Origin of the sequence: Brachybacterium sacelli (genome assembly GCF_017876545.1) — a bacterium.
Lineage (GTDB): Bacteria > Actinomycetota > Actinomycetes > Actinomycetales > Dermabacteraceae > Brachybacterium > Brachybacterium sacelli.
On sequence record NZ_JAGIOD010000002.1, the window covers coordinates 1,134,836 to 1,151,411 of the forward strand.

General features: G+C 69.4%; 14 protein-coding genes. 11 read left to right on the top strand and 3 right to left on the bottom strand.

What is annotated here, in order from left to right; genetic code table 11:
• Positions 1-11 precede the first annotated feature (11 nt).
• The 11 genes from cimA to JOF43_RS19555 all read left to right on the top strand — a co-directional run bounded on the left by cimA (position 12) and on the right by JOF43_RS19555 (position 12,820).
• Positions 12-1,631 (top strand): citramalate synthase, encoded by a 1,620-nt coding sequence (gene cimA / locus JOF43_RS19505; RefSeq protein ID WP_209904821.1) that lies wholly within the window; start codon positions 12-14, stop codon positions 1,629-1,631.
• A 59-nt stretch (positions 1,632-1,690) separates the two neighbouring features.
• On the top strand, positions 1,691-2,233 hold the full coding sequence (locus tag JOF43_RS19510) for a glycine cleavage system transcriptional repressor (RefSeq protein WP_209904822.1): 543 nt from the start codon (positions 1,691-1,693) through the stop codon (positions 2,231-2,233).
• Between the two features lie 255 nt (positions 2,234-2,488).
• Entirely contained in the window at positions 2,489-3,730 is a 1,242-nt protein-coding gene (locus JOF43_RS19515; RefSeq protein WP_209904823.1) for an MFS transporter, read from the top strand.
• A gap of 49 nt (positions 3,731-3,779) precedes the next feature.
• On the top strand, positions 3,780-7,553 hold the full coding sequence (locus tag JOF43_RS19520) for a nitrate reductase subunit alpha (protein WP_377782496.1): 3,774 nt from the start codon (positions 3,780-3,782) through the stop codon (positions 7,551-7,553).
• 37 nt (positions 7,554-7,590) lie between these two features.
• Entirely contained in the window at positions 7,591-9,228 is a 1,638-nt protein-coding gene (gene narH, locus JOF43_RS19525; protein WP_209904824.1) for a nitrate reductase subunit beta, read from the top strand.
• A 110-nt stretch (positions 9,229-9,338) separates the two neighbouring features.
• On the top strand, positions 9,339-10,058 hold the full coding sequence (narJ, locus tag JOF43_RS19530) for a nitrate reductase molybdenum cofactor assembly chaperone (RefSeq protein WP_245354618.1): 720 nt from the start codon (positions 9,339-9,341) through the stop codon (positions 10,056-10,058).
• Positions 10,055-10,786 (top strand): respiratory nitrate reductase subunit gamma, encoded by a 732-nt coding sequence (narI, locus tag JOF43_RS19535; RefSeq protein WP_209904826.1) that lies wholly within the window; start codon positions 10,055-10,057, stop codon positions 10,784-10,786. Before narJ ends, narI begins: the two co-directional genes overlap by 4 nt.
• Complete coding sequence (locus tag JOF43_RS19540; protein WP_209904827.1) at positions 10,786-11,064, top strand: DUF6457 domain-containing protein; 279 nt, start codon at positions 10,786-10,788, stop codon at positions 11,062-11,064. Before narI ends, JOF43_RS19540 begins: the two co-directional genes overlap by 1 nt.
• A 21-nt stretch (positions 11,065-11,085) precedes the next feature.
• Complete coding sequence (locus tag JOF43_RS19545; protein ID WP_209904828.1) at positions 11,086-11,301, top strand: hypothetical protein; 216 nt, start codon at positions 11,086-11,088, stop codon at positions 11,299-11,301.
• Positions 11,302-11,410: 109 nt separating this feature from the next.
• Positions 11,411-12,427, top strand: a complete 1,017-nt coding sequence (locus JOF43_RS19550; RefSeq protein ID WP_245354619.1) for a trypsin-like serine peptidase — start codon at positions 11,411-11,413, stop codon at positions 12,425-12,427.
• Between the two features lie 147 nt (positions 12,428-12,574).
• Complete coding sequence (locus JOF43_RS19555; protein WP_209904829.1) at positions 12,575-12,820, top strand: hypothetical protein; 246 nt, start codon at positions 12,575-12,577, stop codon at positions 12,818-12,820.
• A gap of 14 nt (positions 12,821-12,834) precedes the next feature.
• Here the strand turns inward: JOF43_RS19555 and JOF43_RS19560 are convergent, their stop codons facing one another.
• Genes JOF43_RS19560 through JOF43_RS19570 form a run of 3 tightly spaced genes read right to left on the bottom strand, consistent with a single transcriptional unit; the run spans position 12,835 to position 16,438 of the window.
• A complete protein-coding gene (locus tag JOF43_RS19560; protein WP_209904830.1) occupies positions 12,835-15,393 on the bottom strand; it encodes a DEAD/DEAH box helicase in 2,559 nt (852 codons plus the stop codon).
• Positions 15,350-15,847 carry a hypothetical protein gene (locus JOF43_RS19565; RefSeq protein WP_209904831.1) on the bottom strand — a complete coding sequence of 166 codons (498 nt, stop codon included), beginning with the start codon at positions 15,845-15,847 and terminating at the stop codon, positions 15,350-15,352. The genes JOF43_RS19560 and JOF43_RS19565 overlap by 44 nt, the downstream gene beginning before the upstream one ends.
• Before the next feature lie 42 nt (positions 15,848-15,889).
• Positions 15,890-16,438 carry a PH domain-containing protein gene (locus tag JOF43_RS19570; RefSeq protein ID WP_209904832.1) on the bottom strand — a complete coding sequence of 183 codons (549 nt, stop codon included), beginning with the start codon at positions 16,436-16,438 and terminating at the stop codon, positions 15,890-15,892.
• Positions 16,439-16,576 lie beyond the last annotated feature (138 nt).

Consider the following 16,576-nt stretch of genomic DNA (forward strand, 5'->3'; position numbering starts at 1 on the left):
GCACGATGTCCATGACGCAGCACAACGCTCCGGAACCCGCCTTCCATGTCTACGACACGACCCTGCGGGACGGCTCCCAGCAGGAGGGCCTGACCCTGTCGGTCACCGACAAGCTCGCCGTCGCCCGACTCCTGGACGAGCTGGGGGTGACCTACATCGAGGGCGGCTGGCCCGGTGCGGTGCCTCGCGACACCGAATTCTTCGCCCGCGCGGCGAGCGAGCTCGAGCTGACCACCGCGCGCCTGGCCGCCTTCGGCGCCACCCGCAAGGCCGGGGTCCCGGTCGCCGAGGACTCCCAGGTGGCGGCGCTGCTGGGTTCCGGCGCACCGACCATCACCCTGGTCGCCAAGTCGGATCTCCGCCATGTCCACGCAGCGCTGCGCACCACGGGGGAGGAGAACCTCGCCATGGTGCGCGAGACCGTGGCGCATTTGGTGCGTCAGGGTCGGGAGGTCTTCGTCGACGCCGAGCACTTCTTCGACGGCTTCGGACACGACCCCGACTACACCACTGCCGTCGTCCTGGCCGCCTATGAGGCAGGGGCTGAGGTCGTGGCCCTGTGCGACACGAACGGGGGGATGCTCCCGCACCAGGTCACCGAGATCGTCGAGGACCTGCGCTCCCGCCTGGAGGTGGCGGGCCACGCCGACGCCCGCCTGGGTGTGCACACCCACAACGACTCCGGCTGCGCGGTCGCCAACGCGCTGACCGCCGTGCGGGCAGGGATCACCCACGTCCAGGGCTGTGTGAACGGCTACGGGGAGCGCACCGGCAATGCCGACCTGCTCACCCTGCTCGCCGACCTGCAGCTGAAGATGGGCATGGAGCTGGTGCCCGAGGAGGCCTTCGCCGAGACCACGCGCATCGCGCACGCGATCGGCGAGATCGTGAACATGCCGGTCACCCCGCGCGCCCCCTACGTCGGGGCGAGCGCCTTCGCGCACAAGGCGGGTCTGCACGCGAGCGCGATCCGGGTGGACCCGGACCTCTACCAGCACATCGATCCGCGCGCCATCGGCAACGACATGCGCATGATCATCTCCGACATGGCCGGTCGCGCCTCCATCGAGCTCAAGGGGCGCGAGCTCGGCTTCGACCTCGCCGGCGATCCCGACCTGCTCTCCCGCCTGGCCTCCTCGGTCAAGCAGCGCGAGGCGGTGGGCTATTCCTACGAGGCGGCCGACGCCTCCTTCGAGCTGCTGCTGCTGGACCAGCTCGGCGAGGTGCCCCGCTACGTCGAGGTCGAGTCCTGGCGCGCCACCTCCCAGCAGGGCCGTGACGGATCGCTGGAGACCGAGGCGACCGTGAAGCTGGTGGGCGACGTCCACGGCGAGCGCGAGCGGAAGGTGGCCATCGCCGAGGGCAACGGGCCCGTCAATGCTCTGGACCTCGCCCTGCGCGCGGCGCTGCGAGAACGGTTCCCGATGGTCGACGAGTTCGAGCTGCAGGACTTCAAGGTGCGCATCCTCGACGCGCACCATGGCACCGACGCCACCACCCGGGTGCTCGTGCGCACCTCGGGCCGGGGCCTCGAGTTCCAGACGGTGGGCGTGGGTCCGAACGTCATCGAGGCTTCCTGGGAGGCGGTCTTCGACGCCTACACTTACGGGCTGTACAAGACGGGCGTCTGAGCGGACCTCCCTTCCCGTCGGCCGGCTCCTGACGCGCGAGGACGCGCTAGCCTGGGCGTATGACGACCTACGTGCTCACCGCCATCGGGGACGACCGGCCCGGACTCGTCGCCGCCCTCGCCGCAGCCGTCGACGAGCACGGCGGGAACTGGGTGGACAGCCAGCTCGCCCTGCTGGCCGGGAAGTTCGCCGGCATCGTCCAGGTCGACCTGCCCGATGCCGAGGTCGAGAACTTCCTCACGGCGCTGCCCGCCCTCGCCGATGCGGTGGGACTGGCCGTGGAGGCCACCGCTGCGGAGGCGGGGGCATCCCCGACGACCGGGGCCTCCGGGTCCGTGGGGCTCCCCTTCCAGCTGCGCCTGCTGGGCCAGGACCGCACCGGCATGGTCCGCGAGGTCACCTCCGCCCTGACTTCCCAGGGCGCCACCATCGACGCTCTGCGCAGCTGGACCCGCGAGGCTCCCGAGGGCGGTGGGATGCTGTTCGAGGCCGAGGCCGAGGTGCGTCTGCCCGGCGACGCCGCGGCCGAGAAGGTCCGTGAGGCGCTCGAGCGCATCGGCGCGGAGCTGATGGTCGACCTCGAGCTCGACGCCGCCGACTGAGCCGGCCAGGGGCGATGCCCCTCCCAATTATGGAACATCGACGTTTCGTAATGTGTTTTCCTTCGGTATTCCCCGGGACTCAGGTCCCGGAGTGCGGGGCGGGAGGAGAATCTGCGGGAGAATGCGTGCTTTCTGGGACCGAAGTCCTCTAGTGTGGGGCCACGGGTCCTGGATGCTGGCTCCAGCCGATCCCTGAGTCGCGCGGCGTCAGGATGTCCCGGGCCCCGCACTCGCCCCGAGCGTGGAGAACCGCCGATGACATCGCCCCTCTCGTCCTCGTCGACACCGACCACCGATCCTGCCGCTGTGCCTGCTGGCGCTTGGCGTGCATTGGTCCTGGTCACCATCGGGTTCGGCATCAATTTCTGGGCCTGGGCGCTGCTCAGCCCGCTGGGACCGGTCTACGTCGAGCGCGGTCTGACCGCGGATGCCTCGCTGATCGTCGCGATCCCCGTGCTGGTGGGATCCCTGGGCCGCATCCTCATGGGAGCGCTCTCGGACCGTTTCGGTGCGCACGCCATGTTCCCCCTGGTCTCCCTGATCACCGTCATTCCTGTGCTGTTCCTGGGGTTCGTCGGGCAATACACCTACCCCACCCTGCTGGTGGGCGGATTCTTCCTCGGAATCGCCGGGACCACCTTCGCGATCGGCGTCCCGTACGTGAACTCCTGGTTCCCGCCCGCCAATCGCGGGATGGCCACCGGCCTGTACGGCGTCGGCATGGGAGGCACCGCGATCAGCGCCTTCACCACCGTCCCGCTGGTCGGCGCGGTGGGGGACCGCACCCCCTTCGTCCTCACCGCCGCGGCGCTGATCGCCTTCGCCGTGGTCGGCTGGCTGATGATGCGCAACGCCCCCACCTGGGAGCCCTCGCACAAGTCCATCGTGGCCCAGTCCGTGGCGGTCATGAAGCTCACGGTGACCTGGCAGGCCTGCTACCTGTACGCACTGTCCTTCGGGGGATACGTCGCCTTCTCGGTCTTCCTGCCCACGATGCTGCAGAACTGGTACGGGCTGCAGGCCACCGACGCCTCCTTCCGGATGGCCGGGTTCGTGATCGTCGCGGTGATCATGCGCCCCCTCGGCGGCATCCTCTCCGATCGCCTCGGCGCCTCCCGGACGCTGCTGATCTCCTACAGCGTGGTCGCCCTGGCGGCCCTCATGCTCGCCTTCCAGCCCCCGCTGATGCCGGTGGGGACCGTCGACTTCATCGTCATGGCGGCAGGGCTCGGCCTCGGCTCCGGTGCCGTGTTCGCCCTGGTGTCCCAGACCAGTGATCCCTCGGTCGTCGGCTCGGTCACGGGCTTCGTCGGCGCCGCAGGCGGCCTGGGCGGATTCGTCCCGCCGCTGGCGATGGCCGCGGTCTACAGCTTCAGCGGCAGCTACTCCATCGGGATCCTGCTGCTGCTGGTGGCGACCCTCGGCGCCGTCGGCGTGACCGTCATGGTCTCGCGCGGTGCCCGGGCGTCCGTCACAGACGCGTCGAGCACCACCTAGCGCGCCCTCCGCTCGCGCCCGTCGCCCCGTCCCGCAGAGGAGATCACCCATGACAGTCCACGATCCCGACACCCGCCGGACACCGCAGGATGCCGACCAGGGGGAGAAGGCCGCTGCCGGGGTCGACTCCCCGTTGTTCGACGCCCTCATCGGCGCACGGAAGATGTTCAGCCGCTCGGAGAAGATCTCCGAGGACAGTCGCGAGACCCACCGCGTGGGCGGCCGCAGCGGGGACTCCTTCTACCGCGAGCGCTGGAGCCATGACAAGGTCGTGCGCTCCACCCACGGCGTGAACTGCACCGGCTCCTGCTCCTGGAAGGTCTACGTCAAGGACGGTGTGATCACCTGGGAGTCGCAGGAGACCGATTACCCCTCGGCCGGGCCGGACAAGCCGGAGTACGAGCCCCGCGGCTGCCCCCGCGGCGCCTCCTTCTCCTGGTACACCTACTCGCCGACGCGGGTGCGCTACCCGTACGTGCGCTCCGAGCTGCTGCGGCTGTTCCGCGAGGAGAAGGCGAAGGCTCCGGGGCACGACCCCGTCGAGGCGTGGAAGGCGATCGTCTCGGACCCCGGCAAGGCCATGCGCTACAAGCGGGCGCGCGGCAAGGGCGGCCTGGTGCGGGCCTCCTGGGACGAGGCGGTCGAGATGGTCGCCGCGGCCTACGTCCACACCGTCAAGGAGCACGGGCCCGACCGGGCCACCGGGTTCTCGCCGATCCCTGCGATGAGCCAGGTCTCCTTCTCCTCCGGCGCCCGCTTCCACCAGCTCATCGGCGCCTCGATGCTGTCCTTCTACGACTGGTACGCCGACCTGCCGCCCGCCTCCCCGCAGGTGTTCGGGGACCAGACCGACGTGCCGGAGTCCGGCGACTGGTGGGATGCCGCCTACCTGATCATGTGGGGCTCCAACGTCCCCCAGACGCGCACCCCCGACGCGCACTGGATGACCGAGGCGCGATATCGCGGGCAGAAGGTCATCTCGGTGGCCCCCGACTACGCCGAATCCGTCAAGTTCGCCGACGAGTGGCTCGCCCCGCACCCCGGGACCGACGCCGCGCTGGCGATGTCCATGGGGCACACGATCCTGCGCGAGTTCTACGTCGACTCTCCGGTGCCCTACTTCGTGGCGTACTCCACGCAGTACACCGACCTGCCCTTCCTGGTCCAGCTCGAGAGCCGTGAGGACGGCACGCTGGTGCCCGGGAAGTTCCTGGTCGCGACCGACCTCGGCAGCGGGCACACCCCGGAGGCCGATACCGAGCACGCCGACTTCAAGCCGATGCTCTATGACCTGGCCTCCCAGGCGGCCGCCGTGCCGAACGGGACCCTCGGACACCGCTTCTCGGCCGACGGCGAAGGCCGCTGGAACCTCGAACTGGGAGAGCTCGACCCGGCGCTGAGCCTGCTGGGCCATCACGAGGACGTCGCCGAGGTGCTGCTGCCCCGCTTCGACACGGCGGGCCAGGGCGGCCGCGGCGACGTCCCCCGCGGCGTGCCCGTACGCAGGATCGACGGGCACCTCGTCACCACCGTCTTCGACCTGCTGCTGGCCGAGTACGGTGTGGGACGCGAGGGTCTGCCGGGCCGGTGGGCGCGCGGCCTCGACGACGCCGACGCGCTCTACACGCCGGCCTGGCAGGAGGGCATCACGGGCGTCCCCGGTCCGGCCGCGGCCCGCATCGCCCGGGAGCTCGCCCAGAACGCGATCGACTCCGGCGGTCGCTCGATGATCATCATGGGCGCGGGGACCAACCACTGGTTCCACTCCGACACGATCTACCGCTCCTTCCTCACGCTGACCAACCTCTGCGGCACCCAGGGCGTCAACGGCGGCGGTTGGGCCCACTACGTCGGCCAGGAGAAGGTGCGCCCGATCACCGGTTGGTCGCACCTGGCCAATGCCCTGGACTGGTCGCGGCCGCCCCGGCAGATGTGCCAGACCACGTACTGGTACATGCATGCCGACCAGTGGCGGTACGACCGCTTCGGCGCGGACACCCTGGCCGCGACCACGGGCGCCGGCTCCTTCGCGGACATGACCTCCGCCGACGCCGTCGCGCTCTCGCAGCGGCTGGGCTGGCAGCCCTTCTACCCGCAGTTCGACATCAGCTCGCTGGACGTCGCCGACCGCGCGGCAGAGGCAGGGCGGGAGACGGTGCCGTGGCTCGTGGACTCCCTGAAGGACGGGACCGTCAGCTTCTCGGCCGAGGACCCCGACGCCCCGGAGAACTTCCCGCGGATCTGGTCGATCTGGCGCGCGAACACGCTGGGCTCCTCCGCGAAGGGCGATCAGTACTTCTTCCGCCATCTGCTGGGCGTGGACAGCGCCGCCGCGGAGGAGGAGACGCCCGAGCAGTTCCGCCCTCGCAGCGTGCGCTGGCGGGACGAGGCCCCGATCGGAAAGGTCGACCTGCTGCTCACCCTCGACTTCCGGATGACCAGCCACACGCTGCATTCCGACGTGGTGCTGCCGGCCTCCACCTGGTACGAGAAGCACGACCTCTCCACCACCGACATGCATCCCTTCGTGCACTCCTTCAACCCCGCCATCTCCAATCCGTGGGAGTCGCGCACCGACTGGGAGACGTGGTCGGCGATCGCGGAGCGCTTCAGCGCCCTCGCCGAGACCCACCTGGGCACGCGCACCGATGTTGTCGCCTATCCGCTGCAGCACGACTCCCCGGGGGCGATGGCCACGCCGCACGGGCGGGTGCGGGACTGGAAGAAAGGGGAGTGCGAGGCGATCCCTGGTCTCACCATGCCCGCCCTGGTGGAGGTCGAACGCGACTACACCCGGATCCACGCCAAGTACACCTCGATCGGCCCGCTCCTGGAGGAGAAGGGCATGGCCACCAAGGGGCTCACCTACGACGTGAAGGAGTTCGTCCAGGAGCTCGGCCGGCTCAACGGCGTCCACCGCACCGGGCCCGCCGCGGGCCGCCCGAAGCTGGAGACGGATCTGCAGGCCTGCGAATACATCCTGGGGCTGTCGGGGACGACCAACGGTCGCATGGCCACGGAGGGGTTCAAGACCCTCGAGAAGCGCACCGGCACCCGCCTGCACGACCTCGCGGCCGAGCACGAGGGCAAGCAGATCCACTTCGCCGACACCAAGGCGGCACCGGTCCCGGTGATCACCAGCCCCGAATGGTCGGGATCCGAGAGCGGAGGGCGCCGCTACAGCCCGTTCACGATCAACGTCGAGCGCAAGAAGCCCTGGCACACCCTCACCGGACGCCAGCACTACTACCTCGACCACGACTGGATGCTCGAGATGGGGGAGGCCCTGCCGGTCTTCCGCCCGCCGCTGGACATGACCGCGCTGTTCGGCGAGCAGCCGGTCGGTGCGAAGGACGAGGCGGGGACGTCCATCTCCGTGCGTTACCTGACTCCCCACAACAAGTGGGCGATCCACTCGATGTACATGGAGAACTTCTTCATGATGAACCTGTCCCGCGGCGGACAGACCATCTGGATGAGCGTCGAGGACGCGGAGTCCGTGGGCATCACGGACAACGACTGGATCGAGGCCGTCAACCGCAACGGCGTCGTCGCGGCCCGGGCGGTGGTCAGCCACCGCATGCCCCGGGGCACGGCGTTCATGCACCACGCCCAGGACCGCACGGTCAACGTGCCGCTGACCGAGCGGGACGGCAAGCGCGGAGGCATCCACAACTCGCTGACCAGGATCATGATCAAGCCCTCGCATCTGATCGGCGGGTACGCGCAGCTGTCGTTCGCCTTCAACTACTACGGACCGACGGGGAACCAGCGCGACGAGGTCACGATGATCCGTCGGCGCACCGCCCCCGTCGAGTACTGAGCCCCGGACCGAAGACGCTGAGAGAAGGAGAGCCGCGATGAGAGTCATGGCCCAGATGTCGATGGTGATGAACCTCGACAAGTGCATCGGCTGCCACACCTGCTCCGTCACCTGCAAGCAGGCATGGACCAACCGCTCCGGGACCGAGTACATCTGGTTCAACAACGTCGAGACGCGCCCCGGCCAGGGATATCCGCGCGGGTACGAGGACCAGGAGAAGTGGAAGGGTGGCTGGGAGCTCGGGAAGAACGGCCGGCTCAAGCTCAAGGCGGGCGGCCGCCTCACCAAGCTGATGCAGCTGTTCTCCAACCCGAAGCTGCCGGGCATCGAGGACTACTACGAGCCCTGGACCTACGAGTACGACAACCTGCTCCACGCCCCGGCGCAGCAGGACACCATCCCCACCGCGCCCCCGAAGTCCCTGATCACGGGCGAACGCACCCAGATCCAGTGGTCGGGGAACTGGGACGACGACCTCGGCGGCACCTATCTGCACAAGGACAAGGACCCGATGCTCAAGGGCATCGAGGAGAAGGTGCAGTTCGAGTTCGACCAGACCTTCATGTTCTACCTGCCGCGCATCTGCGAGCACTGCCTGAACCCCACCTGCGTCGCCTCCTGCCCCTCCGGCGCGATCTACAAGCGCGAGGAGGACGGGGTGGTCCTGGTCGATCAGGACGGATGCCGCGGCTGGCGCATGTGCATCACCGGCTGCCCGTACAAGAAGATCTACTTCAACCACCGCACCGGAAAGGCCGAGAAGTGCACCTTCTGCTACCCCCGCCTCGAGCAGGGGGAGCCGACGGTCTGCGCGGAGACCTGCGTGGGGCGCCTGCGCTACATCGGACTGGTGCTGTACGACGCCGACCGCGTCACCGAGGCGGCCTCGACCAGCGACGAGAAGGATCTCTACCGCGCCCAGCGCGACATCATCCTGGACCCGCATGACCCCGAGGTCGTGCGCGGGGCCGAGGCCGCAGGCATCCCGCACGACTGGATCCTGTCCGCGCAGAGATCCCCGACCTACCGGCTGATCAAGGACTACGAGGTCGCCCTCCCGCTGCACCCGGAGTACCGGACCATGCCGATGGTCTGGTACATCCCGCCGCTGTCGCCGGTGGTGGACGTGGTGCGGGACACCGGCTACGACGCGGAGGACGCCGAGAGCCTGTTCGCCGCGATCGACGCGCTGCGTATCCCCGTGGAGTACCTCGCGAACCTGTTCACCGCCGGGGACGTGCCCACCGTCGAACGGGTGCTGTACCGGATGGCGGCCATGCGCTCCTACATGCGCGACATCAACCTCGAGCGGGAGCCGAAGGAGGGTATCGCCAACGCCGTGGGCATGAGCGGCGAGGAGATGCAGGAGATGTACCGTCTGCTGGCGATCGCGAAGTACGAGGACCGCTACGTGATCCCGGTGGGGCATCACGAGTCCGCCCACGATCTCGAGTCCACCGGCACCGACTGCCCGCTGAACGAGCCGGGCGGGCCCGGGATGAACATGTCGCTGCCGGAGGAGTCGTTGGGGATGGCCGGGCCGGGGTACGCCACCAAGCGCCAGGAGGACGGGCCGGTCGACCGGCCCGAGGGCGTGCGCATCAACCTGCTGAACTGGGACGGCAAGGGCAGGCCCGAGGGGCTGTTCCCGGAGCCCTCCCCGGGGAGTGCGTGATGGGTGCGCTGGCCAGACTCCTCTCCCGGCGCTCCGACACCGAGGCGGGGCCGAGGAAGCCCGGTCCGCTCCGGGCGCGGGGCCCGCGTGACCTTCTGCACGCCTCGGGGATGACCACCGAGCAGCTGCGGGTCACGTGGATCGCCGTGTCCTGGCTGCTGACGTACCCCGACCCGGGCGCGCTCGAGCGCTACGGCGCGCTGCGGGAGCTCGCCGCCTCGCTGCCGGAGCCGGCGCGCTCCGGTGTGCGGGGCACCCTCGCGGCGCTCGAGGGGAGGGACGCGGTGAGCATCCAGGAGGACTACGTGGACACCTTCGACACCCGCCGCCGGGGATGCCTGCACCTGACCTACTTCAGCCACGGCGACACCCGCCGCCGCGGCATGGCTCTGCTGCGCATCAAGCAGGACTTCCGCGCCGCGGGCCTGGAGATCGGCGCCGACGAGCTGCCCGATCACCTGCCCGTGGTGCTCGAGTTCGCGGCCGGCCACGACGCCGAGCGCGGCGCGAAGATCCTGCGCGCGAACCGTCCCGGCGTGGAACTGCTGCGCCTGCACCTCGAGGAGATCGGCTCTCCCTGGCACGGGGCGCTGGTGGCCCTGTGCGCGACGCTGCCGCGACTGGACGCCGAGGACCGCGCTGCCGTGCTGAAGCTCGCCCAGGAGGGGCCCGAGGAGGAGACGGTGGGGCTGGACGGTTACGGCCTGGACAGCGACGCGGCGGACCTGGCCGGCCAGACCTCCGCCGCGTCCCCTCCCGATTCCTGCGGGTCCCATGCGGCGGCGCCCGGACCTGTGCCGGTGGACCTGATGAGAGGACGACCCTCATGAACGACGCGACGACCCTCCAGCTGCTGCTGTGGGTGGTGTATCCCTACATGGTGCTCGCCGTGTTCGTCCTCGGGCACGTCTGGCGCTTCCGCACCGACCGCTTCGGCTGGACCACCCGATCCAGCCAGATCTACGAGTCGAAGCTGCTGTCCATCGGATCGCCGATGTTCCACTACGGGATCATCGGGATCTTCGTCGGGCACGTCGTGGGGCTGGGGATCCCGAAGTCCTGGACCCGGTTCCTCGGGATCTCGGATCACATGTACCACCTGATGGCGGTGACCATCGGCCTGGCGGCGGCGGTGGCGTGCGTCGGCGGGCTGCTGATCCTGCTCTACCGGCGCCGCACCAACACCAGGGTGTTCGGAGCCACCACCGCCGGGGACAAGCTCATGTACCTGCTGCTGGCGCTGACCATCGTGTGCGGCGTGCTCGCCACGGTCGTGCACACCACCTTCGGCGCGTACGACTACCGCGAGGGCGTCTCGATCTGGTTCCGTCAGTTCTGGACCCTGCGGCCCTCCACCGAACTGATGTCTGCGGCCCCGATCTTCTTCCAGCTGCACATCCTGACCGCCCTGACACTGTTCGCGATCTGGCCGTTCACGCGCCTGGTGCACGTCTTCGCGGCACCGGTGGGCTACCTGACCCGGCCGTACATCGTCTACCGCAGCAAGGACCCCCGCAAGGAGGCCCAGCGCCGCGGCTGGGAGAAGGTGAAGTTCTGATGGCGGCCAAGCCCCCGGTGACTCTCCAGGACGACTGGGGGACCGCGCTGCTGCCCTGGCTGCGACGGGTCGCGGACGAGCTGGACGTCGGAGGCGTCGATCTGGACGTGGACCGGGTCCACGAGATGACCGGCGTCGTGGCCGAGGACCTGCAGCGCTCCATGGCCCCGATCTCGGCCTTCCTGGTCGGGGCCGCCGTGGCGCGCGGTGCCGGTCTCGAGGAGGCGTGCCGGGCAGTCGAACAGCTGACGCACGCGGACGTCGCCACCGGCCGCTGAGACAGCACCAGGAGGATCGTCATGACCGCACGCCGCTCCGAGGACGCCGACCGCGATCGCAGCCGGGACGGCGCCGACGCGGCGGCCTACTGGACGCCGCAGCGGCGCCGGGAGGCGCGGCCGGCCCCGTGGGAGAAGGTGCCCTCGCCCGAACCGGAGCACGAGGAGCCGGAGCAGGGCGAGGCAGGCACCAGCGGTGAAGCTTCGCGGAAGGAGCGCTCGCCCCGATCGAAGTGACCGGGAGGTCACCCGGTACTTTCGTCCCATGGTGTGAACGGGATCACTGCGCCTAGCGTGGCCCCCCGGTTCTTGAACCGCTCCCGTTCCCCTCCGAAAGGACCTCACGGTGATCCCTTCCCCGGAATCCCAGGACGACCGCACACCCCTCCTCGGCCGCTGCGCCCGGACCGTCGGCGGCGTCGCCTTCGTGGCGGCGCTGACGCTCGGCGGAGCCGGTCTCGCCACCGCCGAGCCCGCCGATGACGGCGATCTCGAGAGAACGACCCTGTCCTCCGGCGCACAGGAGGGCGCCGTCGAGTACTGGACGGCCGAGCGCATGGAATCGGCGACCCCGGCGGATGAGCTCATCGCCGACCAGGCGGCCCCGGACGGGCAGGTCGCCGCCTCCGCGACCGAGAGCATTCCTGCCGTCGGCGCCGACTCCGAGGTCCGGACCGCACAGCGCAGCGCCTCGGGAGCGGTCGACGCCGCTCAGCCCGCAGCGGGCACCGACCACATCGGCAAGGTCTTCTTCACCGTCGAAGGCGTCGACTACGTGTGCTCCGGCAATGCGGTGGCCTCCTCCAACGGCTCCACCGTCTCGACGGCAGGCCATTGCGTGCACGAGGCCGGCACCTGGGCGGACAACTGGGTCTTCGCCCCGGGCTACGCGCAGGGGTCGACCCCGTACGGCCTGTGGGGCGCCTCGGACCTCTACGCCACCGACCAATGGGTCGCCACGGAGGACATGAACTACGACGTGGCCTTCGCGATCGTCGAGCCGGAGAGCGGTGCCGCGACCCTGACCGAGGCCGTGGGCGGGTCCGGCATCGAGTTCAACACCGAACGCGGAGCGCTCTACACCTCCTACGGCTACCCGGCGGGGGCCCCCTTCGACGGCGAGAGCCTCGAGCAGTGTCAGGGCCAGGGTGTCGATGACACCATCGGCGGCACGGATGACCAGGGAATCGACTGCGACATGACCGGTGGCTCCTCGGGCGGCCCGTGGTTCGCGGGCGACGGCCCCTCCGGGATGCAGGTCTCGGTCAACAGCTTCGGCTACTCCTCGCAGCCGAACGTCATGTACGGGCCGTACCTGGGTGACGTGGCGCAGGAGATCTACGAGGCCGCCGCGGCCGCCTGAGCGGAATCATCCGGCTCCCGCCGCGCCCGGACCGACCGCGATGCGATGCCACTGGTGCGAACCGGACAAAAGCGGGTATTCTCGTCTCCGTTGGTGCTGGATCCGATACCAGGCCTGTGAAAGGTGCCGAAGATGTCCCCTCTGAGTGTGACCACGTCCCCCCGTTCCTCCGTCCCGACCCGGCTGAGCCGTAGCGCACGCGTCCTCGGCGGCGCTGCTCTCGCTGCCGGCCTGACCTTCGGTGGGGCGGGCCTGGCCTCCGCGGTGGAGGTGAATCCGCAGTCGGCCTCGCAGCGCTTCGTCGAGGTCACCCCGCAGGTCGAGGTGAACCCGCAGGTCGAGGTGAACCCGCAGTCCACCGTGACACCCATGGTGGAGGTGAACCCGCAGTAACCGGCCCCAGCCGTTCAGCGATCCGCGAGGTCACCGACGTGAGTGATGGCGAGCACCGGCTCGCCCGCCTCGTCGGTGGCCTCGAGGTCGAGTTCGGCCTCGATCGCCCAGTCGTGGTTGTCCTCGGGGTCGGCGAGCACCTGACGGATCCGCCAGAGCTTCGATTCCTCCGTGATCTGCAGGAGCTGCGGTGAACGCGCCGGGCCGTCGATGCCCACGTCGTCGTAGGTGTCGTAGTAGCTGTCCATGGCCTCCGCCCACCGCGCACGGTCCCAGCCGGCGGCGCCGTCGAGCTCGGCGAGGCGCTGCTCGCGCTCGAAGGCGAAGTGCTCCACGCGCTGCCACATGGCAGCCCTCACCATGGTGCGCAGCACCTTGGTCTGTGCCGACAGGCCGCGGGGAGAGCTCGGGCGGATCTCGCTCGCCCCGTCGGCCTCCACGTCCTCAGGATGGGAGAGGGCCTCCCACTCGTCCAGCAGCGAGGAGTCGATGCCGCGCACCAGCACGCCGAGCCATTCGATGAGGTCCTCGAGCTCCTCGGTGCGCAGGTCCTGGGGGATGGTGCGCCGCAGGGCCTGATAGGCGTCGGAGAGGTAGCGCAGCACGACGCCCTCGGAGCGCTGGAGCCCGTAGCGCTGGACGAACTCGCTGAAGGTCTGACCGGTCTCGTGGATCTCCCGGACCACCGACTTGGGGGAGAGGTCCTCGACCCTCACCCAGGGACGAGTGCGGGCGTAGATCTCCAACGCGGCCTCGAGGTCCTCCTCGAGGGGCTTGGGCCAGGTGACCTCGTCGAGCTGGGCCATGCGCTCGGTGTACTCGACCCCGTCGGCCTTCAGCTCGGCCAGCAGCTCGCCCTTGGCGGCATTCTGCTGGGCGAGCAGGATCTGTCGCGGGTCCTCCAGGATCGCCTCGAGGATCGAGACGGTGTCCATCGTGAGGGTGGAGGATTCCTCGTCGAGCGTGTCGATCATGGCGATCGCGAAGGGGGCCAGCGGCTGGTTCATGGTGAAATCGAGCTGCAGGTCCGAGGTCAGGACGATGCGTCGGCCGAGATGGTCCGGCTCCGCCAGCACCTCGATGATCTCGGCGTCCCGCAGGCCCTTGAGGATCGCGAGGGCGTCCCGCAGGAGCTTCAGCTTCTGGGTACGAGTCTGGTGGCTGGTCATGATCAGGTGGCGGCCCGCGGCGACCGCGTCGCCGGGCCGCGAGATCAGGGCCAGCGCCATGCCGGCGGTGATCTTCAGATGGGGCCGCAGTGCCTCGGGGCCGTTCTCGACCAGCTTGGTCATGTTCGCCTCGGACCAGGTGACCGCGCCGTCGGGGATCCGGGGCTTGGGCTCCTTCTTGCGCTTCTTCGCATTGTTGGGGGCCGCGCCGGCTTCTTCGCGCGCCCGGTGCTTGGCCCGCTCGCGCTCGAACTCGATGGTCCACGTCGGCGCCTGCACCACGACGTGGCCGATGGTGTCGAAGCCCGCGCGGCCCGCGCGGCCCGCGATCTGGTGGAACTCGCGGGCGTTGAGCAGCCGCGACCGGGAACCGTCGAACTTGACCAGCCCCGTCAGCAGCACGGTGCGGATGGGCACGTTGATGCCCACCCCGAGGGTGTCGGTCCCGCAGATGATCCTCAGCAGACCGGACTGGGCCAGCTTCTCGACCAGGCGGCGGTACTTGGGGAGCATGCCGGCGTGATGGACGCCGATGCCCTCGCGCACGAGCCTGGACAGGATCTGCCCGAAGCCCTTGGAGAAGCGGAAGTCGCCGATGATCTCGCGGATCCGCTCCTTCTCCTCGCCGCTCAGGATCTTCTGACCCAGCAGCGCCTGAGCCTGCTCGAGGGCGTCCTTCTGGGTGAAGTGGACGATGTAGACCGGGGAGTCACGGTCCTGCAGGATCGTGGAGATGGTGTCCGGCAGCGGTTCGAGCGACCAGCGGAAGTCCAAGGGGACCGGGCGGGGTGCGTCGTCGATGACCGACACGTCGCGCGCGGTCCTCTCGGTGAGGTCCTCGACGAAGAAGGACACGTCACCGAGGGTCGCGCTCATCAGCACGAACTGGCAGTCGGGCAGCTCGACGAGGGGGACCTGCCAGGCCCATCCGCGCTGGGGGTCGCCGTAGTAGTGGAACTCGTCCATCACCGCCAGGCCCACATCGGAGGCGGGCCCGTCGCGCAGCGCGTGGTTGGCGAGGATCTCCGCGGTGCACACGATGATCGGGGCATCGTGGTTCACGCTGGAGTCGCCGGTCATCATGCCCACGTTCTCGGCCCCGAACTGGCCGACCAGGTCGAAGAACTTCTCGGAGACCAGGGCCTTGATGGGCGCGGTGTAGTACGAGCGCTCCCCGCGGGCCATGGCGGCGAAGAGCGCGGCATAGGCGATCGTGGTCTTGCCGGAGCCGGTGGGGGTCGCCGCGATGACGTGGTCGCCGGCGGCGATCGCCAGTAGCGCTTCCTCCTGGTGCGGGTACAGCGCGCGCCCGACGGACTCCTGCGCCGCGACGAATCCTTCGACGATCGCGTCCTGTCCGTCAGCGGAAGCGGTCTCGGGCAGGAACGGCGTCAGGATCGGCATGGGTCCAGTCTGCCAGGGGGAGCCGACGCCCCGTGAGCGGACGCCGTCGGGCAGATGGGTAGTGCTCCCCATCGCGAAGGTGCACTCTGCACCATAGGCTCATCCCGAGAACCAGCGGCACGGGCCGCAGGACGGGGGACTTGACATGGCTTTCCTGGGGGCGGACACCTCCTTCGACCTCGCGCTGCTCGAGCTGTGCGAGAGCGGATTCAGGGGCGAGGAACCCCCGACTTATCAGTGACCTGGCTGCCGAGAGCCGGGCGTCCTCGCGGGAGAAGCCCTCGGGTCTGCTTTCGCGGGCGACTACCCAGGGCAGGTCGAAGCCCGCGCCGTTCTCGGTGAGGGCGAGGATCTCCTCGTCCGTGATGCTGAGGAGAGCTTGAGGGTCCCCCTCGGAGTGGGGCGCCAGAGCGGCTGCCGCGGCGAGCTGCCGGGGAGGGGTGGCAGATTCCATCGTGACCTCCGAGGTCGGATTCGCGGGTGATGCAGACCATCCTCACACGCGCCCGGTGTGAGCACTCGGGAAGTCGGGAGGGCGGTGACCGCGATGAAGGAACCATCTGTGCCCATCGATCGCGGCCACGGTGGGACGAGCCGGGCGCAGGAGATCGGGCCCGTGGTCGGCGGTTCGCTCCCCGCGCCTCAGTGCCGCCCGCGCCTGGGTGATGCCGGACCGGATGCGTCGACCGTCGGTGTGCACGAGGACGGTGCCGCCACGACCCACGGCACGACGGTCGACCTCCACGACGGCGACCTGCTCCCAGCGAATGTGCCGTGTTTGCAGGAACCCCCGCACTCGGACGCCTTCCGTGGACACGGTGAACCGCATCAAGTTCCCGAGCACGACGATCGTGGGTACTGCCGCCAGTGCGGGAAGCACGATAAGGACAGCGATCCAGGCTGGCTCCTTCCCACCGAACACTCCGATCGCCACGCTCGTGCCGAGCATCGCGGTGACGGCCGCGCCGATGACGATCGTGAGGATTCGGAACCAGAGAGCAGGGGCAGCTGTGTACAGGATCGTCGGTCTGCGGTCCGTGTCCATGGCAGAAGTCTGCCAGTCGGCCGTGCCCTGTGACGTCTCGATCGATACCACCGGATCGTCCGACGGTCCCACGTCGTAGGGTCTCGTCTCCCTATCAGGCGCGGTCGCGGGTGCATGCTTGCAGCATGACGGGTCCAT